Genomic DNA, 20,395 nt, shown 5'->3' with positions numbered 1-20,395 from the left:
CCGGGGAGTTGGACGGCCTCTTCCGACGTGGCGTACTGATCGTCACGCGGGCCACCTCGGAACTCGGCCGGCGGTGGGAGACGATCGCTTCACTCGGCGGCCGACGTGTCGATGTGACGGACCGGGCAGCCCCGGAGGCCGGGGGCCGGACGAGTGCCCAGATCGGCCAGCCGATAGCCGTTCGGATAGCCCTTGATCTCCCGGTTCTGACGGGCATGGTGCGGGGCGCGCCTCGGCGGCAGCAGGCGGACCGCGCGCCCGCGCAGCCTGACGGCGCGACGCACGACCGCGCGGGTGACGGGGCTCGGCGGGGCGTAGCCGAACGCCCGCAGCAGGGGGTCGTCGAGCAGGGCGAGGGTCCCGGCCCGCAGGACCGGTGCGAGTGGGCGCGGATACCAGGAGGCCATGAGGTCGAGTGTGGCGTCGGAGACGCGGCGCGCGCCTTCGTCCCAGGCGAAGTGGGCCTGTTCGTAGGCGTCGAGGCAGGCCTCGAATTCCTCGTAGGACCCGGGAATGTCCTTGATGCCCATGTGCCGCCCCAGCGTGCGGTAGTGCACGGCGGAGGCGACGGTCTCGTGGCGCGACATCCTGCGCCATCCGTAGGCGTCGATCCAGCGTTTGGGGATCACCACGAAGGTGCACAGGACGTACCGCATGTCGTCGTTGGTGATGTCGTAGCTGCGGTGCATCTGGTTGATGCGCCGGATGGCCGTGCGGCCCTGCCGGCTGTCGAAGCCGTGCTCGACCACGGCGTCGAGCAGCAGCGCCGTGTCGTCGTACCGCTTCTGGGGCCGATGGGTGAACTCCGCGGTCTCGGCGAGCAGTCGGCCGATGCTGGGCACGGCGTAGGTGCGGTAGAGCGCCAGCTCCAGGGCGCGGGCGAAGTCCCAGGGGAACTCGTAGGCCGAGCACAGCCGATAGATCTCCGAGGCGTCCTCGTGGGGGTCCATGCGCCGGATCCGTGCCAATTGCTCGAAGCGCCCTGCCATGGCCGCCCCCTTCTGCCGTCGGGACTTCAACTCTACGTTGAGTAGCGGGATATGTACGGTCAGCCAGAGTGATCGAATGGGGAGAGTGGTCCGCTTGTTCGGCAGGATCCGCGAGGCTTGGGACAGATCCCGCACCGCTCGGCGCACGGAGCGGAGCAAGCAGGGGGACGCGGGCGGCGGACCCCGCTCGCACAACCTGTTCGAGGCCGCGGCCGCGTACGTCTCGGCGTGCGTGGCCGACGACCAGGACCGGATCGAAGAGGCGGCGGGCCGCGTGTCGCCGGAGGCCCTGTCGTTCGGGGTCAACGAACTGGCCTGCCGGGCCGTGATCGCGCTCGCGCGGGAACGGGACGAGCCCCCGGGCGACGTGGCCCGCGCGCTCCTGGGACTGCCGGCGACCTGATCCCGGCCCCGGCGCCAGGTGGTCGATTCGCCCCCGTCCAACCGGAAAACTGCAGCTCGGGTGCGTCTGGGAGTCGTGACAAGGGCTTCTCGGGCGCACTAGGGTGCCCGCCATTGGACGAACCGATGGGGAGGCTGGGATGGCCGGGACGGACGAGGACGCCGTCGCCGCCGCGGACGATGCGCTCTATGTGCTCACGGCGGTACTGCTGACGCCGGCGAAGTTTCCGAGTGTGCTGGGCGACGACTATCCGGAGGCGTGCGCCGCGCTCGGTCTCCCACCGCTGGCCGACGGCTACGGTCTGGTGCTGGGCCAGGACGGTGACGGCGCCCGGTGGACGGTCGTCATCGATGACGTCTCGCTGGTGGCCGTCGCCGTGGCGTCCTGGGACTGCGGCATGGAGTACGACCTGTCGCCCGACGAGCGAACAGTCGTCACGGCACTGCCCGGCTGGCCCCTCGCGGTCGCCGTGGCAGCACCCGGGGTGCCCGTGCCGCACGACCCGGGGCCCGAGGTCACCGACCAGCCCGCGCTGTGCCCGCCGGACACCACCGTCTGGGGACCGCCGCAGCGCCGCCTGGGAGCCGACGAGATCGCCCTGCAGTGGGCACAGTGGCGGGAGCAGATCGACGACGCGGACTTCTCGGCGCCGGGCGGCGGCGCCGGTTCGATGGAGGGTGCCCCCGGCGACGGCGGAGAGGGCGACGCGGGCACCGGCGCGGGCGCACCGGCCGACACCGCGGACCAGAGCGTGGCCACGGACGGACGGTCCGGCGCGAAGGTCTCCCGGCACGGCGGTGTCCGGCGGGTCCTCGCGGAGGCCCGCGCCTACGTCGACACACCACCGCCGCTCGGCCGGGTCCGGTCGTCGTTCGCACCGGGGGACGCGCGGACACTGCGTGCGGACGGCCCCGGCTGGTCGCTCGTCGCCAGGACCGACGACATCGCGTTCATCCTGCTCGACGAGGAACCCGGTGAGGTCCTGCCGGTGGGGCGGGGGCCGTCACTGCCCGGACTCCTGGAGGCCCTCGACAAAATGGCCGTACGGCCCAGCTGACCAGGGACACGGGAGGCGTCCCACCGCCGGGAGCCGGTCGTCGGGGCGTCAGCGCCTCAACGGCCTATCTCCTTGCGGGAGACACGGCGCAGCCTGCGACGCTGTGAGGGGTCGAGCGCGAGGTAGGCGGCGGCCGGGACTCCCAGAACTATCAGCAGGGCGGCCCACCAGGGCAGCCAGATCAGCAGGATGAGTCCGGCCGCCACGCCACCTGCTGCGACCTTGGCGTTCTTCGACATGATGTCGCCTCCTTCGCGGCCACTGCCGCTCTCTGTCCTGAAAACGGACCCGCGCTCGTGGCGGTTCCGCGGCGCGACCCTGAGAACTCCCTGAGGACCGACCCCTACGCGCCCCTGAGAGCCCGTCGGCGACTGAGTCCGGGAAGGCATCGGCAGAACACCTCCCCCACTGAATAGTGACCCATGCCATACCCAAGCCGCAGCCCACGGCCTCGACCTCCGTGTACACTCGGCCGCCGCACCCTGGCTAGTCAAATTTGAGGAATACGTCATCGCTGCGCAGAACACTGCTCCCGCTCCCTCCGAGATCTCCGCACTCGCCGACTGCTGCGCCGTCTTCCTGCCCGGCGACCCGGCACGCACCGGCACGGTCGCGTTCTGGCGCCCCGACGGCGAAGCGCCCTGCACCGTACCGACGGGGGCCCCGGGAAGCCTGACGGTCGCACTGCCCGACGGCAACGGTGTGGAGGCGGTGAGCGTGCCGGCCGTGCTGCTCCCGGTACGGGCCGCCCTGCCCGTGCTCACACGCGCGCGTGCCCGCGCGAACGGCCACCGGGCGTCGGTGTTCTGGGGAGCGGTCGCCGTCGAGGCCCTGCACCTCGTGGCGCGCGGGCTGTTGCTGCCCGGCCTGTCCGCGGCCGAACACGACGCCTGGCGGGTGGGTCCACTGGATGCCGAGGGGACCGAGCGGGTCCGGCATCTCGCCGCCGCCATGCCGCCCGAGGCGCACGCGGTCCCGGTGGGCGGCGCCGGTTCCCTGCGGCTGCCCGACCCGGAACCGCTGGTGCGGTCCTTCCTGGACGCCGTCGCGGACACGCTGCCCCGTTCCCCCGCCGCCGAACTCCTGACGGCCGGACCCGCCTACGCCTCGTGGGCGCCCCGGCCTTCGCCCGAGCTGCGCGGATGGGCCCTGGACGTCGCCGCGGGACACGACACGGGCGTACGGCTGTCGCTGCGTGTCGAGGTGCGGGGACTGTCGGCCGCGGGTCCGCAGAACGCCCGGCCGACGTTCCGAGCGGTGCCACAAGTGCACAGCGTCAGCGATCCGGGGCTCGTCGCCGACACCGCTCAGGTGTGGGGCGGCACCGTGGGAGAGGCGTTCGGCACGCGCACGCGGATGGACGCCCTGCTCGCCCTGCGCCGGGCGGCACGGGCCTGGCCCTCGCTCACGCCCCTGCTTTCGGCGACCGTACCGGACGCCGTCGAGCTCACCGACGAAGAGATCACCGAACTGCTCGGAGCCGGCTCCCGGGCGCTCGCCGCCGCCGGAGTCGACGTGCACTGGCCGAGGGAGCTGGCCCGCGACCTGACCGAGCGCGCCGAGGTGGGACCGCCCGACGGCAGCCGGGCGTCGCGTGCGGCTGGGCCCGAGGCCGGCCCGTCGTTCCTGTCCGCGGACGCGCTGCTCGCCTTCAACTGGACGTTCGCCCTGGGCGACAGGACCCTCACGCGCGAGGAGCTGGACCTGCTCGCCGAGGCGAATCGCCCCCTCGTACGCCTGCGGGACCAGTGGGTGCTCGTCGATCCGGAGGAGGCCCACCGCGCCCGTGCCCGCCAGGATCACAAGGTCACGCCGGTCGACGCCCTGGCCGCGGCCCTGACTGGCTCGGCGGAGGTCGACGGACACCGCGTGGAGGTGCGGCCCACGGGGTGGCTGGCGTCCGTGCGGGAGCGCCTCGCCGACCCCGAGACGCAGGAGCCCGTGGCGCAGCCGGCCGCCCTCGATGCCACGCTGCGCGACTACCAGCGACGGGGCCTCAACTGGCTGGCCCGCATGACGTCGTTGGGCCTCGGCTGCTGCCTCGCCGACGACATGGGGCTCGGAAAGACCATCACGCTGATCGCCCTGCATCTGCACCGGCAGTCGGACGCGGAGGCCGCCGGTCCCACCCTGGTGGTCTGCCCGACCTCCCTGATGGGCAACTGGCAGCGGGAGATCGAGCGGTTCGCACCCGGCACTCCCGTGCGCCGCTTCCACGGGCCTCGCCGCGACCTCGACGGCCTCGCTGACGGCGAGTTCGTGCTGACCACCTACGGCACCATGCGCCTGGACGCCGAGCGGCTCTCCGCCGTGTCGTGGGGCATGGTCGTGGCGGACGAGGCGCAGCACGTGAAGAACCCGTACTCCGAGACCGCGCGACGACTGCGCTCCATCGGCGCACGCGCGCGCGTGGCGCTCACCGGCACCCCGGTGGAGAACAACCTCTCGGAGCTGTGGGCCGTTCTCGACTGGACCACCCCCGGGTTGCTGGGCCGGCTCGGCAGCTTCCGGCGGCACTACGCCCAGGCCGTCGAGGACGGACAGGACCCGGCGGCGGCGGAGCGACTCGCCCGGCTCGTACGGCCCTTCTTGCTGCGGCGCCGCAAATCGGATCCGGGAATCGCACCGGAACTGCCACCGAAGACCGAGACGGACCATCCCGTGTCGCTGACCACGGAGCAGACGGGCCTGTACGAGGCGGTGGTGCGCGAGGCGCTCGCGGAGATCGCCGGGGCCGACCACATGGCGCGGCGCGGCATGATCGTGAAGCTGCTGACGAACCTCAAGCAGATCTGCAACCACCCGGCGCAGTTCCTCAAAGAGGACCGGCCGAAGATCACCGGCCGCTCGGGGAAGCTGGAACTGCTGGACGAGTTGCTCGACACGATCCTCAGCGAGCAGGCGAGCGTGCTGGTCTTCACGCAGTACGTGCAGATGGCGCGGCTCCTGGAGCAGCACCTGGCCGCGCGAGGCGTGCCGTCGCTGTTCCTGCACGGCGGCACGTCCGTCACCGCACGGGAGTCGCTGGTGCGACGCTTCCAGGACGGCGATGCCCCGGTCTTCCTGTTGTCCCTGAAGGCCGCGGGCACCGGACTGAACCTCACGCGCGCGGAGCACGTCGTGCACTACGACCGCTGGTGGAACCCGGCCGTCGAGGCACAGGCCACCGACCGTGCCTACCGGATCGGCCAGACCCGTCCCGTGCAGGTGCACCGGCTGATCGCCGAGGGGACCATCGAAGACCGCATCGCCGCTCTCCTGAACCGCAAGAGGGAACTCGCCGACGCCGTTCTGGGCTCGGGCGAGGCGGCGCTCACGGAACTGACGGACGCGGAACTGGCCGACCTGGTCGAGCTGCGAGGGGGTACGCGATGACCCGGTACGACGACCAGGCGGAACGGACGTTCGTCGCGCTGCCGCCCGCACAGGGACGGGGCTTCGCGCAGACCTGGTGGGGCCGCGCCTGGCTGAAGGCGCTGGAGGACGCGGCGATGGACACGGCGCAGGTGAAGACGGGGCGCCGGCTGGCGCGCGCGGGAGCGGTCGGGGCGGTGTCGGTGCGGCCGGGGCGCATCACCGCGGTCGTGCAGGACCGGGACCGTACGGCGCACCGGGCCGACGTGCTGCTGGAGCAGCTCTCCGACGCGCAGTGGGACCGCTTTGCGGACATGGCGACCGAGCGGTCTGGGCATGTCGCGGCACTGCTGGACCGCGACATGCCACCGCACCTCGTGGAGGACGCGGCGGCCGCCGGCATCGACCTGCTGCCGGGCATGGGCGACCTGGAACCGGAGTGCGACTGCGGCGCCTGGGACCACTGCGGGCACACCGCCGCGCTCTGCTACCAGGTCGCGAGGCTGCTGGACCAGGACCCCTTCGTTTTGTTGTTGATGCGGGGACGCGCGGAGGGTGCCGTACTCGACGCTCTCCAGGCACACGGCTCCGCGCCCACGGAGGACGCCGCGTTCCGGCCGGAGGGTGTGGACGCCGCTGAGGCGTACGCGGCGGGCCTGGTGCTGCCCCCGTTGCCCGCGCCGCCCGGCCTCGGGGAGGGCCCGGGCGTGCCGCCGTCCCTGGACACCGAGGCGGCGCCTCCGCCGGGCGTCGACCCTTCCGGCCTGTCCTTTCTGGCCTCGCGGACGGCGGCGGAGGCCCACCGCCTGCTCGTCGAGGCCCTGCGCGGCGGGCACCAAGGGCACGCAGTGGCCCCGGAGCCGACCCCGGCACAGGACGCGGTGCGCCTGGCCGCGGGGGATCCGGGACCGGACGTGCTGGACCGCCTCGGCGTCGGTTCGGGGCGCACGCGGGAGGCACTGGCCGCGGCCGTACGCGCATGGCGACTCGGAGGCGGAGCCGCCCTGTCCGTGCTCGAGGAGGAATGGGCGGTGGAGGGCGACACGCTCGCACGCGCGCGTGCGGCACTGGAGTCGGCCTGGGAGGAGGACGAGCGGCCCTCGCTGCTGGCTCGGGCCAACCGGTGGACCGTCGTCGGCGCGCCTCACCAGCTCCGCCTGGACCGCCGGGGGCGTTGGTGGCCGTACCGCAGGGAGCACGGCCGATGGGTCCCCGTGGGCGGACCGAGCCAGGACCCGGCGACGGCGCTGGCCTCGGCGGCCCTCGCGACCGACGGCGAGCCCTGACGGCCCTCGCCCGTCCTGCCGGGTGACGCCCCGCACGAGATCCGGCCCCGTCCGCGAAGGACGGGGCCGGACATTCTCACGGGTGCCGGACCGGTCAGCGGGCGCCGAGGAGGTGGTCCATGGCGAGCTGGTCGAGGTGCTCGAACGCCATGCCTCGCGCGGCGGCCGCGTCCACGTCGAAGGTGTCGTAGGCGCTCCGGTCGGCCAGCAGGGCGGCGAGACCGTCCTCGGCGGTCGGGCGGGCCAGTTCGTCCAGCCGGGCCGCGGCCAGCGCCTCCTGCACCTGCGGGTCGGCGCGGAATGCCGCCGCCCGGTCCTTGAGGATCAGGTAGTTGCGCATGCAGCCGGCGGCCGACGCCCACACGCCGTCGAAGTCCTCGGTCCGCGGCGGCTTGAAGTCGAAGTGCCGCGGACCCGCGTACCCGGCCCGCTCCAGCAGGTCGACGAGCCAGAACGCGGCCCGCAGGTCGCCCGCGCCGAACCTCAGGTCCTGGTCGTACTTGATGCCCGACTGGCCGTTGAGGTCGATGTGGAAGAGCTTGCCCGCCCACAGCGCCTGGGCGATGCCGTGGGGGAAGTTCAGGCCGGCCATCTGCTCGTGGCCGACCTCCGGGTTCACGCCGTACAGCTCCGGCCGCTCGAGGCGCTCGATGAAGGCGAGGGCGTGGCCGACCGTCGGGAGCAGGATGTCACCGCGCGGCTCGTTGGGCTTCGGCTCGATCGCGAACTTCAGGTCGTAGCCCTGCTCGGTGACGTACTCGCCCAGCAGGTCGAAGGCCTCCTTCATCCGGTCGAGCGCGTCCCGCACGTCCTTGGCCGCGCCGGACTCCGCACCCTCCCGGCCGCCCCAGGCCACGTAGACGCTCGCGCCCAGCTCGACCGCGAGGTCGATGTTGCGGATCGTCTTGCGCAGCGCGTACCGCCGCACGTCCCGGTCGTTCGCCGTGAAGGCGCCGTCTTTGAACACCGGGTGCGTGAACAGGTTCGTCGTCGCCATCGGCACCTTCATGCCGGTCGCGTCCAGCGCCTGCCGGAACCGCTTGATGTGCGACTCCCGCTCCGTGTCGCTCGACCCGAAGGGGATCAGGTCGTCGTCGTGGAACGTGACGCCGTACGCACCCAGCTCGGACAGACGCCGTACCGACTCGGCGGGGTCCAGGGCCTGCCTGGTGGCGTCACCGAACGGGTCACGGCCCTGCCAGCCGACCGTCCACAAACCGAACGTGAACCTGTCCTCGGGAGTGGGCTGGTAGTTCATTCCGCGGCTCCTCACTCGCTGCCGATCAATCGCTGCCGACTATTTCGTCATGGCGCTTTACAAATTAGTATGCACACACGGTCCTGGGAAGGGACAAGGTGTCCCCGAAGGAGTGAAGACCGGGTCGCGGGACCCGCGGAAGAGGGAGAAGCCCGATGTCAGCAGCCGAGGGTCCGCTCGTCGTCGGCGTGGACACGTCCACCCAGTCCACCAAGGCGCTGGTCGTCGACGCGGCCACCGGCCGGGTCGTCGCGAGCGGCCAGGCGCCCCACACCGTGTCCTCCGGGACCGGCCGCGAGAGCGATCCCCGCCAGTGGTGGGACGCGCTGGGCGAGGCCCTGAGCCAGTGCGGCGAGGCCGCCCGCGAGGCCGCCGCGGTGTCCGTCGGCGGGCAGCAGCACGGTCTGGTCACGCTGGACGCCCGGGGCGAGCCGGTGCGCCCCGCCCTGCTCTGGAACGACGTGCGCTCAGCTCCGCAGGCCCGCCGGCTGATCGACGAGCTGGGCGGGGCCAAGGCCTGGGCGGAGCGCACGGGGAGCGTGCCCAGCGCCTCCTTCACGGTCACCAAGTGGGCCTGGCTGACCGAGCACGAGCCGGAGGCGGCCCGCGCGGTGAAGGCCGTTCGGCTCCCCCACGACTACCTCACCGAGCGCCTCACCGGCGAGGGGACCACCGACCGCGGCGACGTGTCCGGCACCGGCTGGTGGGCGTCGGGCACGGAGGCCTACGACGAGGAGATCCTCGCGCGCGTGGCGCTCGATCCGGCCTTGCTGCCCCGGGTGGTCCGGCCAGGTGAGGTGGCCGGCACCGTACGCGACGGCCACGGCCTGCCGTTCTCCAAGGGCACTCTGGTCGCCGCCGGCACCGGCGACAACGCGGCCGCCGCGCTGGGTCTCGGACTGCGCCCCGGCGTCCCGGTGATGAGCCTCGGCACCTCGGGCACGGCCTACGCCGTGTCGCAGCGCCGGCCCGCCGACCCGACGGGCACCGTGGCGGGCTTCGCCGACGCGCGCGGCGACTGGCTGCCGCTGGCCTGCACCCTCAACTGCACGCTCGCCGTGGACCGCGTCGCGTCCCTGCTGGGCCTGGACCGGGAAGCCGTCGAGCCGGGCACCGACGTCACCCTGCTGCCCTTCCTCGACGGCGAGCGCACACCGAACCTCCCGCACTCCTCCGGCCTCCTGCACGGGCTGCGCCACGACACGACCGCCGGACAGCTGCTCCAGGCCGCGTACGACGGCGCCGTCCACTCGCTGCTCGGCGCGCTCGACCTCGTCCTCGACGCCGACGCGGACCCGTCCGCGCCCCTGCTGCTGATCGGCGGCGGTGCCCGGGGGACGGCCTGGCAGCAGACGGTACGGCGGCTGTCCGGGCGCCCGGTCCAGATCCCGGACGCCAGGGAGCTGGTCGCGCTCGGTGCCGCGGCGCAGGCGGCCGGTCTGCTGACCGGCGAGGACGCGGCAGCGGTCGCCCGACGCTGGAACACGGCCGCCGGGCCGGTACTCGACGCCGTGGAACGGGACGAGGCGACGCTGAACCGGATCACCGGGGTACTCTCCGACGCGGCACCGCTGCTGGAACGGGACGCGGCCTCCCGCTGAGGGCGCGCCCGCACGGGCGGGCCACCGGCGGACCCTCCGCCCTCCGCGCCCCGCGGAACCGCCGCGGACGGGTCGCCCAGCAGACCGGGACGTGACGAGGGGCATCTCAGGCATCTCCCGTCGTCTCCGGCTTCGGACGACCCGCACGTGGCCCGACCGCGCCCCGTGGCGGCCGGCCGGGACCGGACCGGACCGGACCGAGCGACGAGAGACCAAGGACTGACGGAGGCATGAGCGCACCGCCGCACGAAGCCCAGCCGGCCCGCCCCGGGCGCGCGCTGCCGGACACCCAGCAGGGGATGCGCCGCCGCAACCTGTCGCGGGTGATGCACACCGTCAGCGCCGAGGGCCCACTGTCCCGGGCCGCCGTGGCCTCGCGGATCGGGCTGACGCGGGCCGCGGTGTCGACACTCGTGGACGAGCTCATCCGCTCGGGCCTGCTGGAGGAGCTGGGTCCCGAACGCCCAGGCCGCGTGGGCCGTCCCGGCTCCGCACTCGCCGTCAGCGGGCAGGGCCCGGCCGGCATCGGGGCGGAGGTCGGCGTCGACCATCTCGCGGTCTGTGCCGTGGACCTCCGCGGCCGCGTACGCGCGCGTGCGGTGCGGTACGGCAGCAACCGGGGCCGTTCGCCGGAGCCGGTACTGGAGCAGCTCACCGGCCTGGTGCGTCAGGTCGTCTCTCAGGCGGAGACCGAGGGACTGTGGCCGGCCGGCCTCGCGGTGGCCGTGCCCGGTCTGGTGGCCCGGGACGGCCGGACCGTCGTCCGCGCACCGAACCTGGACTGGCACGACGCAGACCTCGGCGCCCTGCTGCCGGCGGATCTGCCGCCGACCGTGGACAACGAGGCCAATTTCGGCGCGCTCGCCGAACTCTGGCTCGGCGACGGCACTCCCCGGGACTTCCTGCACGTCTCGGCCGAGATCGGCATCGGTGCGGCCGTGGTGTTCGACGGCAGGCTGCTGCGCGGTACCCGCGGGTTCGCCGGTGAGCTGGGGCATGTGCCGGTCCATCCCGACGGGCCCCGGTGCGCCTGCGGTGGGCGCGGGTGCCTGGAACAGTACGCCGGTGAGAAGGCGGTCCTGCGCGCGGCGGGCGTGGAGCCGGGGGAGGACCGTGTCGGCCTGCTCGCCGGCCGGGCCGCGGAGGGTGACGAGGACGTACGGCGTGCCCTGCGCGAGGCGGGCACGGCGCTCGGCATCGCCCTGACCGGTGCGGTGAACCTGCTGGACCCCGAGGGCGTGGTGCTGGGCGGCGCCCTCGCCGGACTCGCGCCCTGGCTGCTGCCGTCGCTGCGGGACGAACTGGCCCGGCGCACGGCGGGTCCCGCCTGCCCGGTCGCGGTGTCCGAGCTGGGTCCGCAGGGGCCGCTGCTCGGAGCCGCGCACTCCGTGGTCCGGGCGGTCCTGGACGACCCGGGCGCGGTGGCGGAGCGGGCCTGACACTCGCCCTTCGGGGGTCACCGACAATCCGAACCATCGCTCGCGTTCACTCGATCGAGTGAGCGCGGTGTCCACAAGGCGGTGGCTGTCCACGGAACGGCGCGGCGCTCTACTGCGCAACCCCCGCTCCCCGTACGGTGATTCACGCGGACGCACCTCGCCCACGGGGCGGTCGGACGTCCGCGTCGGCATTCCGCTCCGCGTCATTTCGCTCTGTCGTGCGCTCTGACATGTCGCTCCGTCATACCGAACGGCTGAGCACTCACCCCCCACCGGGCCGAGGGCCCACCGACGAAAGGGCAATCCCATGGAAAGGGAGAGGACAGCACCCGTTCCGACCAGGCGGCGGCTCCTGAAGGGCGCCGCGCTGGCCACCGTCCCCTACACCCTGCTCTCCGGTACACGGGCCGCCGCGCAGGTCCGTGCCGTCGACTACCCCTCCGCCGAGTGGCTCCCGGCGAGCACGTCGAACTACAGCCGGTCGAGCCGGCCCACGGCCTACCCCGTCGACTTCGTGGTCGTCCACGTCACGCAGGAGACGTACGCGGACACGCTGTCCATCTTCCGCGACCCCGAGAAGCAGGTGTCCGCACACTACGTCGTCCGGTCCTCCGACGGGCACGTGGCGCAGTGTGTCCGCGAGACGGACATCGCCTGGCACGCGGGCAACTGGGACTACAACACCCGCAGCATCGGGATCGAACACGAGGGATGGGTCGACCGGCCCGAGTACTTCACCAACGCCATGTACGAGCAGTCGGCCCGGCTCACCGCGGCGATCTGCACCGCCTACGGCATCCCGAAGGACCGCACGCACATCATCGCGCACCACGAGGTTCCGGGCAGCGACCACACGGACCCGGGGCCGTTCTGGGACTGGACCCGATACATCAGACTGGTCAACTTCGCCTGACCTCCTGGTCCGGTCGTCGTCCGGCCTCGCCCGGCCGCGCCCGGCCGTCGCCCGGCCCCCTCTCCGGTCCACTCGGAACGCCACATTCGGGTGCCCGGCCGGTCGAAGTGGTTGTCCGCGCGTATCCGCGGAGTCACGATGTCCCACACCGCAACACCATCCGGGGAGGCCGAGTTGACTGACGCATGGCTGGCTCTGGAACCGGGTGCCGACCCCGTCGAGCGCGCGCGGGCACTGCGCCGGGCCCACGAGACCTTCACCGAAGCGGGAACGGTGCGGCGGCCCGTGCGGGCCGTGGTCGCGGATTCGTGGCGGCGGTCGGTCCGGGCGGGTGTCGGCCCGGACGGTACCGCGAGCGTGGAGCTGATGGACGGCGACCTCGGCGCCTACCGGGCCGAACACCCGCTGTCGCGGGTGATGCCGCTGGTCCGCGAGTTGCTGGGCACGTTCGCCGCCGACGGCGAGCACCTGCTCGCGGTGTGCGACGCGCACGGCAGACTGCTGTGGGTCGAGGGACACCCTGCCACCCGGCGCCGGGCGGGACGGATGAACTTCGTGCCCGGGGCCCGCTGGTCGGAGTCGGCCGTCGGGACGAACGCGCCGGGCACGGCCGTGGCCGTCGGCCGTCCGGTGCAGGTGTTCGCGGCCGAGCACTTCATACGCCGGGTACAGCCCTGGACCTGCGCAGCCGCTCCGGTGCACGATCCCCGCACCGGTCGGGTGCTCGGCGCCGTGGACATCACCGGCGGGGACGGTCTGGCGCATCCGCACAGTCTGGGTTTCGTACAGGCGGTGGCGCGTGCCACGGAGTCCCAGCTGGCGCTGCTCACTCCGGAGCGGTCCGCGTCGGAGGCGGCCGAGCTGACCGCGCTGGGCCGCGACGAGGCTCTGCTGAGCGCGGACGGTCGCAGGGTCCGGCTGAGCCGGCGGCACAGCGAGATCGTCGTGCTGCTGGCCCACCATCCGGAGGGTCTGACGGGCGACGAGTTGCTGTGCGCTCTGTACGAGGACGAGACGGTACCGCCGGTGACGCTGAGGGCCGAGCTGGCCCGGCTGCGGGGCATCCTGGGACCCGGCCGACTGGCTTCCCGGCCGTACCGGCTCACGATGCCCGTCGAGTCCGACACCTCCGTCGTCGAACGCCGGCTGCGGGCCGGTGCGGTCACGGCGGCCGCGGCGGCGTACGCGGGTCCGCTGCTGCCCGGTTCCCAGGCTCCGGCGGTCGGACGGCTCAGGCGCCGGCTCGCCGACGGTCTGCGCGCGGCGCTGATCGCCTGCGGTGACCCCGACCTGCTGGCCGACTGGGCTCACGCACCCTGGGGGGAGGACGATCTCGACGTGTGGCGTGCGCTCGCCGCGGTGCGGCCCACGGCGGCCACGAGCTCCCGGCTCGCGGCGCTGGAGTCCGAGCTGGCCGCGCCCAACCCGTGGTGAGCACCCCCCCCCCGCCGAGCGGCGGGCCGGGAGACCGGGCGCCGCCCGCGACGCGCGCAACGTGTCTGCAACGTCCCGCTTCCTAGCCTCGCGCGCAGAGCTGTCCAACGGCGGACAGCGCTCGATGAGGGAGGCAGACAGGATGACCCGTTACGCGGCGCCCGGCACCGAGGGCGCGATCGTCTCCTATGAGTCGCGCTACGACCACTTCATCGGCGGCGAGTACGTGCCACCGGCGCGCGGGCAGTACTTCGAGAACCCGTCCCCGGTGAACGGCCTGCCGTTCACCGAGATCGCGCGCGGCACGGCCGACGACGTGGAACGGGCGCTCGACGCCGCGCACGAGGCCGCTCCGGGCTGGGGCCGTACCTCGGTGACCGAGCGTTCCGACATCCTCCTGAAGATCGCCGACCGCATGGAGGCGAACCTGGAGCGCCTGGCGGTCGCGGAGAGCTGGGAGCACGGCAAGCCGGTGCGCGAGACTCTGGCGGCCGACATCCCCCTCGCCATCGACCACTTCCGCTACTTCGCGGGCGCGGTGCGCGCCCAGGAGGGCTCACTCGGCGAGATCGACGACGACACCGTGGCGTACCACTTCCACGAGCCGCTGGGGGTCGTCGCCCAGATCATCCCGTGGAACTTCCCGATCCTGATGGCCACCTGGAAGCTCGCGCCCGCCCTCGCCGCCGGCAACGCCGTGGTCCTGAAGCCCGCGGAGCAGACCCCGGCCTCGATCCACTACTGGCTGAGCCTGGTGGCGGACCTGCTGCCGCCCGGGGTCCTGAACGTCGTCAACGGCTTCGGAGTGGAGGCGGGCAAACCGCTCGCGTCGAGCCCCCGGGTGGCGAAGGTGGCGTTCACCGGCGAGACCACCACCGGGCGGCTGATCATGCAGTACGCCTCGGAGAACATCAAACCGGTCACGCTGGAGCTGGGCGGCAAGTCGCCGAACATCTTCTTCGAGGACGTCTGGGCGCGGGACGACGACTTCCGCGACAAGGCGCTCGAGGGCTTCACCATGTTCGCGCTCAACCAGGGGGAGGTCTGCACCTGTCCGTCCCGCGCGCTCGTCCAGCGGGGCGTCTACGCCGAGTTCATGGAGGCGGCCGTCGCGCGCACCGAGTTGATCAAGCCCGGTCACCCCCTGGACACCGACACGATGATCGGCGCCCAGGCCTCCAACGACCAGTTGGAGAAGATCCTCTCCTACCTGGACATCGGCCGCCAGGAGGGCGCGAAGGTACTCACCGGTGGTGAGCGGATCGAGCACGACGGCGAGTTGAAGGGCGGCTACTACGTCCAGCCGACGATCTTCGAGGGCCACAACCGCATGCGGATCTTCCAGGAGGAGATCTTCGGCCCGGTGGTGTCGGTGACGTCCTTCGACGACCTCGACGACGCCGTCAAGACCGCCAACGACACCCTGTACGGCCTCGGCGCCGGGGTGTGGACCCGCGACATGAACACCGCGTACCGCGCGGGCCGCGCGATCCAGGCGGGACGCGTGTGGACGAACTGCTACCACGCATACCCGGCGCACGCCGCCTTCGGCGGCTACAAGCAGTCGGGCATCGGCCGGGAGAACCACAAGATGATGCTGGAGCACTACCAGCAGACCAAGAACATTCTTTGTTCCTACAGCCCTAAGAAACTCGGGTTCTTCTAGAGCCTCGAGTCGGGCCTGGAGGGGGCGTTGCCCCTCGCTCCTCCAGGCCCTCGCCGGGCTCAGTCACTGCGTCGGTCCGCCGCCAGCACCCGCTCCCACCAGGAACGACGGGCCTGCCACGCCGCCCGGCTGATCACCGCGTCCGGGGCCACCAGGTCGAACGTGTGGTAGCCGCCGGCCCGCCAGATCCGGTCGGCGTAGGAGACGGCCTCGTCGCGCAGCGTCTCCGCGGAGCCGACGTCGATGAAGGCGGGCGGCAGTCCGGACAGATCCGTGGCGCGGGCGGGCGCGGCGCAGGGCGACACATCCGGGGCCCCGCACCCGGAACCGAGCAGGGCCTTCCATCCGAAGCCGTTCCAGCCACGGTCCCAGACATCGACACCGTCCATCTGGTGGGCCGAAGCACTGTCGTTGCGTTCGTCGAGCATCGGGCACATCGGCAACTGCCCGACCAGCCGCGGACCGCCCTTGTCGCGCCCCGACAGTTGCCGGGGGCGGTGTAGATCTTGCTCGACGTGGCCAACGCGCCCGCGGAACGGGGATCACAGCGCGCGGTGATACTGGGCGGGCCAGGTGGCCCGGTCCGATGCGTGCCGGCGCAGGGCGAGGTAGGGGTCGCGCAGCAGCGCGCGGCCAAGCATCACCGCATCCGCCCGTCCGTCCGCCCGTCCGTACGTCCGCCACGAGTGCGTGGACCGCTCGCGCACCGGCCGGGCGGGCCGCCTCGTCCCGTACGGCCAGGCCGGAGGAGACGTCGAGGAGGTCACCGCCCACGGCTGCCAGCTCCTGAGCGAACAGCCGACTCTCGATGGTGGTGCCGCCCTCGACCCAGTCCGTGGCGGTGATGCGGAAGAGGACGGCTTGCCATCCCCGGAACGCCTCCCGCACCGCGCGGGCCACGCGCAGGGGGCAGACGCATCCGGTTCCCCAGGCTGCCGCCGTACTCGTCCGTTCGCTGCGTCACGTGGCCGGTCCGGGGCCATTTTCGAGTGGGCGGCTCGTGCCTCGCAAGGCCTCGTCACACCGCCGACCCGGAGCGATGCCGTTCTCCCGAACGGGCCGTGAGCGTGGTCAACGGCTGCGCGCTCGTCGCCCTCAGTGGGAGTCTCGGGGAACCTCGTGTCCGCGGTTTCCCCGCAGGAATCCGAAGTCGGCGCCCCGGTCGGCCTGTTCGACGTTCTGGGTGTAGAGCCAGGCGTAACCGCCGGCGTGCCGTTCGGCGGGTGCCCGCCACGCCCGCCTGCGTCGCGTGAGCTCGGCGTCGTCGACGTCCAGGCGCAGGGTGCGGTGGGGGACGTCGAGGACGACCGGGTCCCCGTCGTGGACCAGGGCGAGGGGTCCGCCGACGGCGGCCTCGGGTGCCACGTGCAGGACCACCGTCCCGTAGCCGGTGCCGCTCATCCGCCCGTCGCAGACGCGCACCATGTCCTTGACGCCGGCCTTCAGCAGCTTGGCGGGCAGGGGGACGTTGGCGACCTCGGGCATGCCGGGGTAGCCCTTGGGGCCGGCGTTGCGGATGACGATGACGGTGTTCTCGTCGATGTCGAGATCCGGGTCGTCGGCCACCTCGTGATACGCCTCGGGAGAGTCGAAGACGCGTGCGGGGCCGCGGTGGGTGAGCAGGTGCGGTGACGCGGCGGACTGCTTGATCACGGCGCCGTCGGGGCACAGGTTGCCGCGGAGGACGGCGATCCCGGTGCCGGCCGGCTGGAAGGGGGCGTCGAGGCGGGTGATGACGTCGAAGTCGGGGTCGGGGTCGGGGTCGGAGCCGACCCGTTCGGTGTTCCCGGTGTTCCCGGTGTTGTCGGTGCTCCCCGTGTTGTTCTCGGCGATGGTGCGTCCGGTGACCGTGATCTGGCTGCCGTGCAGCAGCCCGCCGCCGAGCAGTTCGGCCAGTACCGCGGGCAGGCCGCCCGCATAGCAGAAGTCCTCCATGAGGTACTTGCCGCTGGGCATCAGGTTGACCAGGGTCGGCACCGCACGGGCCAGTTCGTCGAAGTCCCACAGGCTCAAGTCGACGCCGACGCGCCCGGCGATGGCCAGGAGATGGATGACGGCGTTCGTGGAGCCGCCGATGGCCGCGTTGACCCGGACGGCGTTCTCGAACGCCTCGCGGGTCAGGATCCGCGAGGGGCGCAGCTCCTCCTCCACCATCCCCACGATGCGCTGCCCCGCGGCCTGCGCGGTCTCCATCCGCCGGGAGTCGACCGCGGGCCAGGCCGCCGAGCCCGGCAACTGCATGCCGAGCGCCTCGGCCAGGCAGGCCATCGTCGAGGCGGTCCCCATCGTCATGCAGTGCCCGTTGGAGCGGGCCATGCAGCCTTCCGCGAAGAAGCACTCCTCCTCGGTCATCCGGCCGGTCTTCAGGTCCTCCTCGAACTTCCACACATGGGTGCCGGATCCCACGTCCTGCCCCCGGTACTTGCCGTTGAGCATCGGCCCGCCGGTGACCATGACGGCGGGCAGGTCGACGCTGGCGGCGCCCATGAGCATGGCGGGGGTCGTCTTGTCGCAGCCCGACAGCAACACCACACCGTCGAGCGGATTGGCCCGGATCAGCTCCTCGACCTCCATGGCCATGAGGTTGCGGTACAGCATCGCGGTGGGGCGCATCAGCGTCTCGCCGGTGGCCATGGTGGGGAACTGCAGCGGGAAGCCGCCGGCCTGCCACACCCCGCGCTTGACGGCCTCGGCGACGCGGGTGAGGTGGGCGTTGCACGGGGCGAGTTCGGAGGCACTGGTCGCGATGCCGATGACGGGGCGTCCGTCGAACACCTCGTGGCCGAAGCCCTGGCTGCGCATCCAGGAGCGGTACACCATGCCGCTGCGGCCCTGTGCGCCGAACCACGCCTGGCTGCGGCGACTCGTCCTCGGTTCGTCGGTCATGCGGTCACTCCCGTGGCTCTGGCGTCGTCCGCTTCGCGGTGGGGTGCTGCCGGGTGGGGCCCGCGGGCCATACCCTGTCCCACAATCATTGAATGATTCGATGAATGGTGTCCAGGGGGCGAGCGGAGATCGTGGTGCACTTCCCGACCATGCAGCAGCGCGTGGTCGACGAACTCGGGCGGCGCATCGTGGGCGGCTCGTGGGAGCCGGGGGTTCCGCTGCCGGTCGAGGACGCGCTCGCGGCCGAGATCGGCGTCAGCCGAGGGGTGCTGCGGGAAGCGGTCAAGGCACTGGCGGCCAAGGGGATGCTCCACGTGCGCCCGCGCACCGGCACACGTGTGCTGTCCCCGGAGCACTGGAACCACCTGGACCGCGACGTGCTGCGCTGGAAACAGGCCGGGGACGCCACCGCTCTGCTGCGCGACACGAGCGAACTGCGCCGGATCGTCGAGCCCGAGGCCGCGCGGCTGGCTGCCGAACGGGCCGGCTCCGAAGACGTACGAGTCCTGTACGACGCCCTGACCGCCATGGAGGCCGCGGCGGCCAGGCCCGGCCGCCGCGGATACGTCGAGGCCGACATCGCCTTCCACCGGGCCCTGCTCGACGCCGGCGGCAACCGTCTCCTCGGCTCGCTGGGCCGTGCCGTCGAGATCGCGCTGGAGCACAGCTTCCTCGTCAGCACCCGGACCGCCGGCGCGGTGGAAGCCTCACTGCCGGCTCACCGCGCCGTCGTGCAAGCCGTCGAGGCCCGCGACCCCGCGGCCGCGGCAGCCGCCGTACTGGCCATCGTCGAAGCCGCCGAGGACGAGATCGCCCGGTCTCCCGGCATGCCGGACGGTGCCGCATGACCTCGCGGGCCGCGCCCCCGCGCCGCTCGCCTCACCCGCTGCGGACTTCGGTGTTCTGGCAGGCGTGCAACAGCCACCGTCCGTCCTCCTGCTTGGTCATGACGTACAGCGGGGCGCCTTCCGTCTCCCCCTCGGCCGAGTGGTAGACCTGCCGGACCTTGACCGCGGCCACGTCGGGGCGCAGGAACTGCGTGTGGATCACCTCGTAGGTGACGTCGCCGTCCCACACGGCCTGGGGCAGCACCGCGCGGGTGAACTCGGCGATCACGTCGAGGCCCAGGAGCACCTTGCCGTGTCCGGTCGTCCAGAGCGCGTCGGGCCGGAAGAGGGTGAGGAACCCTTCGGCGTCCTTGTCCCGCTGGGTGCGTTCGACGGTCGCCACGACGCGTTCGATGGCCTCGATGTCGTCGATGCCGTCGATGCTCTGGGTGCCGGCTTCCATGGGTGAGCCCTGTGTGTTCATGCGATCACCGTGGTACCTCGACCACGGTTGAGGTCAAGGGGCGGCAGGGGCGGCGGAGACCGGCAGGGCGGGACGACCGAGACGGACCGGGACTCCGGGCGAGTAGAGGACGCTGACCGGGCCCTCTCCCGTCGCCGGTATCCCGGCACTCGCGACCAGGTCCTCGTCGCACGCGAGAAGCCGGGCCCGGTGCAGGGGCCAGCGGGGGTGGTGGTTGGGCAGGTACGCCGCTCCGCCGAAGAACACGTTGTGCATGCCCCAGCGGGCGGTGAGGAAGTGCTCCAGGGCCGTGGGCTCGTGGATGCGTTCGCCGGTCCGCAGGGTGATGCGGCTGTGGGCGCCGCGCGGACCCGGCCAGCGGCGGGAGCTGATGTAGGTCACGGTGTCGCCCACGGAGCGGACGGTCATGCGGGACCACAGGTAGGGCAGGCGGAAGCCGACGCGCCCCAGCACCACCGGGATCAGCCGCGAGGCGTCCATCGACCGGAAGACCACACCGCGCCGCCCGTGCGCGTCCACGCTGTAGAGGCGCACGTTCGTCTCCGGGAACGAGCCCAGGTACGGGACCCCGGGGAGCCGGAACCAGCCGACCCGGTGCATGCGGAACGCGACGAGCCCGACGTAGGTGACTCCGTCGTGCGTGTCGGGGACGGTGCCGCGCGGCATGAGTCCCGCCACGGCGGCGGGCTCGACGGCCCAGTGGACGAAGGCGAGGTCGAGCCACTCCTGGGTGAGGAGCGGCGACCGTATCGCCGCGGGGGCGTCCGGGGTGACGGCGCTGGGCTTCTGCACGGCGCA

At 72.6% G+C, this 20,395-nt stretch carries 16 protein-coding genes and 1 pseudogene; 10 read left to right on the top strand and 7 right to left on the bottom strand.

The annotated features are described in order from the left end of the window. Nucleotides 1-89 precede the first annotated feature (89 nt). The gene (locus R2E43_RS32660; RefSeq protein WP_030864885.1) at nt 90-989 is read right to left on the bottom strand and encodes an oxygenase MpaB family protein; all 900 of its coding nucleotides are present in this window, start codon (nt 987-989) and stop codon (nt 90-92) included. A 76-nt stretch (nt 990-1,065) separates the two neighbouring features. Here R2E43_RS32660 and R2E43_RS32655 point away from each other — a divergent pair, with 76 nt between their 5' ends. After that, nucleotides 1,066-1,392: a hypothetical protein gene (locus R2E43_RS32655; protein WP_037897260.1), complete on the top strand. Its 327-nt coding sequence runs from the start codon at nt 1,066-1,068 to the stop codon at nt 1,390-1,392. Nucleotides 1,393-1,531: 139 nt separating this feature from the next. Then, a complete protein-coding gene (locus tag R2E43_RS32650; RefSeq protein ID WP_016325660.1) occupies nt 1,532-2,449 on the top strand; it encodes a hypothetical protein in 918 nt (305 codons plus the stop codon). 56 nt (nt 2,450-2,505) lie between these two features. Here the strand turns inward: R2E43_RS32650 and R2E43_RS32645 are convergent, their stop codons facing one another. Next, on the bottom strand, nt 2,506-2,688 hold the full coding sequence (locus tag R2E43_RS32645; RefSeq protein WP_030864891.1) for a hypothetical protein: 183 nt from the start codon (nt 2,686-2,688) through the stop codon (nt 2,506-2,508). A gap of 271 nt (nt 2,689-2,959) precedes the next feature. Here R2E43_RS32645 and R2E43_RS32640 point away from each other — a divergent pair, with 271 nt between their 5' ends. Both R2E43_RS32640 and R2E43_RS32635 read left to right on the top strand, forming a co-directional pair. Beyond that, on the top strand, nt 2,960-5,824 hold the full coding sequence (locus R2E43_RS32640) for a DEAD/DEAH box helicase (RefSeq protein WP_078653064.1): 2,865 nt from the start codon (nt 2,960-2,962) through the stop codon (nt 5,822-5,824). Next, the gene (locus R2E43_RS32635; protein WP_011027625.1) at nt 5,821-7,089 is read left to right on the top strand and encodes a hypothetical protein; all 1,269 of its coding nucleotides are present in this window, start codon (nt 5,821-5,823) and stop codon (nt 7,087-7,089) included. The genes R2E43_RS32640 and R2E43_RS32635 overlap by 4 nt, the downstream gene beginning before the upstream one ends. Before the next feature lie 94 nt (nt 7,090-7,183). On the opposite strand, the gene xylA is transcribed toward R2E43_RS32635, so the two are convergent. Next, nucleotides 7,184-8,347: a xylose isomerase gene (xylA, locus tag R2E43_RS32630; RefSeq protein ID WP_003977662.1), complete on the bottom strand. Its 1,164-nt coding sequence runs from the start codon at nt 8,345-8,347 to the stop codon at nt 7,184-7,186. Between the two features lie 155 nt (nt 8,348-8,502). Here xylA and xylB point away from each other — a divergent pair, with 155 nt between their 5' ends. The 5 genes from xylB to exaC all read left to right on the top strand — a co-directional run bounded on the left by xylB (nt 8,503) and on the right by exaC (nt 15,400). Beyond that, a complete protein-coding gene (gene xylB / locus R2E43_RS32625) occupies nt 8,503-9,948 on the top strand; it encodes a xylulokinase (protein WP_003977661.1) in 1,446 nt (481 codons plus the stop codon). Nucleotides 9,949-10,178: 230 nt separating this feature from the next. Further along, entirely contained in the window at nt 10,179-11,387 is a 1,209-nt protein-coding gene (locus R2E43_RS32620; protein WP_003977660.1) for an ROK family transcriptional regulator, read from the top strand. 307 nt (nt 11,388-11,694) lie between these two features. Then, on the top strand, nt 11,695-12,300 hold the full coding sequence (locus tag R2E43_RS32615; RefSeq protein WP_003977659.1) for an N-acetylmuramoyl-L-alanine amidase: 606 nt from the start codon (nt 11,695-11,697) through the stop codon (nt 12,298-12,300). A gap of 174 nt (nt 12,301-12,474) precedes the next feature. After that, nucleotides 12,475-13,734, top strand: a complete 1,260-nt coding sequence (locus R2E43_RS32610) for a GAF domain-containing protein (RefSeq protein WP_332056803.1) — start codon at nt 12,475-12,477, stop codon at nt 13,732-13,734. Between the two features lie 142 nt (nt 13,735-13,876). Continuing rightward, a complete protein-coding gene (exaC, locus tag R2E43_RS32605; RefSeq protein ID WP_332056802.1) occupies nt 13,877-15,400 on the top strand; it encodes an acetaldehyde dehydrogenase ExaC in 1,524 nt (507 codons plus the stop codon). A 59-nt stretch (nt 15,401-15,459) separates the two neighbouring features. Here the strand turns inward: exaC and R2E43_RS32600 are convergent. Further along, nucleotides 15,460-15,876, bottom strand: a pseudogene (locus tag R2E43_RS32600) (alpha/beta hydrolase fold domain-containing protein); the annotation flags it as partial. Between the two features lie 619 nt (nt 15,877-16,495). Continuing rightward, nucleotides 16,496-18,286 (bottom strand): IlvD/Edd family dehydratase, encoded by a 1,791-nt coding sequence (locus tag R2E43_RS32595; protein WP_136207872.1) that lies wholly within the window; start codon nt 18,284-18,286, stop codon nt 16,496-16,498. 104 nt (nt 18,287-18,390) lie between these two features. Between R2E43_RS32595 and R2E43_RS32590 the strand changes: the two genes are divergently transcribed. Beyond that, a complete protein-coding gene (locus R2E43_RS32590; protein WP_030864906.1) occupies nt 18,391-19,134 on the top strand; it encodes a FadR/GntR family transcriptional regulator in 744 nt (247 codons plus the stop codon). Nucleotides 19,135-19,165: 31 nt separating this feature from the next. Here the strand turns inward: R2E43_RS32590 and R2E43_RS32585 are convergent, their stop codons facing one another. After that, a complete protein-coding gene (locus tag R2E43_RS32585) occupies nt 19,166-19,597 on the bottom strand; it encodes an SgcJ/EcaC family oxidoreductase (protein WP_332056801.1) in 432 nt (143 codons plus the stop codon). A gap of 33 nt (nt 19,598-19,630) precedes the next feature. Continuing rightward, a complete protein-coding gene (locus tag R2E43_RS32580) occupies nt 19,631-20,389 on the bottom strand; it encodes a YqjF family protein (RefSeq protein ID WP_093455649.1) in 759 nt (252 codons plus the stop codon). Between the last annotated feature and the right edge of the window lie 6 nt (nt 20,390-20,395).

Origin of the sequence: Streptomyces violaceoruber (assembly GCF_033406955.1) — a bacterium.
GTDB classification, from domain to species: Bacteria; Actinomycetota; Actinomycetes; order Streptomycetales; family Streptomycetaceae; genus Streptomyces; species Streptomyces violaceoruber.
Note: the sequence above shows the minus strand (reverse complement) of the source record. Positions and strands in the feature narration are given on the sequence as shown.

Bases quoted from the DNA above. Each gene is read 5' to 3' on its own strand.
- R2E43_RS32635 (WP_011027625.1), top strand. From the start codon at position 5,821: ATGACCCGGTACGACGACCAGGCGGAACGGACGTTCGTCGCGCTGCCG.
- R2E43_RS32620 (WP_003977660.1), top strand. From the start codon at position 10,179: ATGAGCGCACCGCCGCACGAAGCCCAGCCGGCCCGCCCCGGGCGCGCG.
- R2E43_RS32645 (WP_030864891.1), bottom strand. From the start codon at position 2,688: ATGTCGAAGAACGCCAAGGTCGCAGCAGGTGGCGTGGCGGCCGGACTC.
- R2E43_RS32655 (WP_037897260.1), top strand. From the start codon at position 1,066: ATGGGGAGAGTGGTCCGCTTGTTCGGCAGGATCCGCGAGGCTTGGGAC.
- R2E43_RS32590 (WP_030864906.1), top strand. From the start codon at position 18,391: ATGGTGTCCAGGGGGCGAGCGGAGATCGTGGTGCACTTCCCGACCATG.
- xylB (WP_003977661.1), top strand. From the start codon at position 8,503: ATGTCAGCAGCCGAGGGTCCGCTCGTCGTCGGCGTGGACACGTCCACC.
- R2E43_RS32595 (WP_136207872.1), bottom strand. From the start codon at position 18,286: ATGACCGACGAACCGAGGACGAGTCGCCGCAGCCAGGCGTGGTTCGGC.
- R2E43_RS32660 (WP_030864885.1), bottom strand. From the start codon at position 989: ATGGCAGGGCGCTTCGAGCAATTGGCACGGATCCGGCGCATGGACCCC.
- R2E43_RS32650 (WP_016325660.1), top strand. From the start codon at position 1,532: ATGGCCGGGACGGACGAGGACGCCGTCGCCGCCGCGGACGATGCGCTC.
- R2E43_RS32615 (WP_003977659.1), top strand. From the start codon at position 11,695: ATGGAAAGGGAGAGGACAGCACCCGTTCCGACCAGGCGGCGGCTCCTG.
- R2E43_RS32585 (WP_332056801.1), bottom strand. From the start codon at position 19,597: ATGAACACACAGGGCTCACCCATGGAAGCCGGCACCCAGAGCATCGAC.
- xylA (WP_003977662.1), bottom strand. From the start codon at position 8,347: ATGAACTACCAGCCCACTCCCGAGGACAGGTTCACGTTCGGTTTGTGG.
- exaC (WP_332056802.1), top strand. From the start codon at position 13,877: ATGACCCGTTACGCGGCGCCCGGCACCGAGGGCGCGATCGTCTCCTAT.